The organism is Gilvibacter sediminis (assembly GCF_028561565.1).
GTDB classification, from domain to species: Bacteria; Bacteroidota; Bacteroidia; order Flavobacteriales; family Flavobacteriaceae; genus Gilvibacter; species Gilvibacter sediminis.
The window spans coordinates 944-2121 of record NZ_JAQQTE010000020.1; the positions used below are offsets into that span (position 1 = coordinate 944).

At 51.4% G+C, this 1178-nt stretch carries 1 pseudogene; it reads right to left on the bottom strand.

What is annotated here, in order from left to right:
- Positions 1-1178 (bottom strand): annotated as a pseudogene (locus tag POW22_RS12185) (hypothetical protein); the annotation flags it as partial.

Sequence of the window (1178 nt, forward strand, 5' to 3'; positions counted from 1 at the left end):
AGTCGTGGTGGAAGTACACATATTGGTGTTGTCCGTCACCAAGACAAAGACCGTCTGTGGGTTGGTCAAGTTGGTATAGGCCGTAGCCGGAGCGATCAGCGACGTGAAGGCCGCATCCTCATAATATTCTACCGTATAAGCCGCAGGGTCCAAGCCATCCAAGATCTCTGGGTCTTTGACCGTCAAGTCAAATACCACAATGCCGTCGTCATTGTCATCGCAGGCTAAAAGAGGCTCGGGGTCAGCGATCTGAGGAGTGTCTAATACAATCAGTTGGAGTTCTACGACTACAAAACAATCTTCCACTAATGGCGTCTCCACTCTGGCATAGATAGTCTGCGTTCCGAACACAATGTTGTTGTATGGGCTAGCTAATGGAAGTAAGCCGCTCTCTGCATTGGCCTCCGTCTCGTGGTAGCTCACCGTAAGGGTGGGATCGCCGCCTGTAATCTCTAAAGTGGCATCTTCTAAATTGAACTCACCAAAGCCGTCGTTGTCCGGGTCGCAATACGTCAGCGGCTCGGGAGTCATCGCAGCCTCTGGGTTCACCACAATAAGCTCCAAGGGTTGTACCCCGTAGCAGCCCGTTGAGGAATCATCCACACGTACGTAGATCGTCTGTGGGTTCACCACATTGGTGTAGATCGGTGGTAGTGGGTCTACGCCCGCCTCGGCATCGGCATCACTGAAGTAATACTGTACCGAGTAGAACGGATTGCCGTCAATAATCTCTAAATTGTTTACCGTTAAATCAAACTCCGTAAAGCCGTCGATCACATCGTCCTCACACAAAGCATACGGCGTAGGCACGGTGAAGAGCGGTCTGGCGATCACAAAAAGATCGAACTGGCCTTGTTGTACACATTCATCAGCATCTTCCGTGCGCACGTAGATCGTCTGTGGGTTGGTCACGTTGTTGTAGGCATCTGCCGGGGTGATCGGCGCTGCTCCTACCGCAGCATCTGCAGCAGTAACGTGATAGGTAATGGTCAGTCCCGTTGGATCGGCAACCACTACCGTATCGTATAGCGTCAGATCAAAGGTCGTAGAACCGTCTGCAATAGGATCGTCACAAAGCTCAATGGTTGGGAAGCTACCGATATCGGTTGCAGGCAGCACAATAAGTTCCAACTCCGTAGTGGCAAAACAGCCCGTGATGGAGTTCTCAATACGTGCAT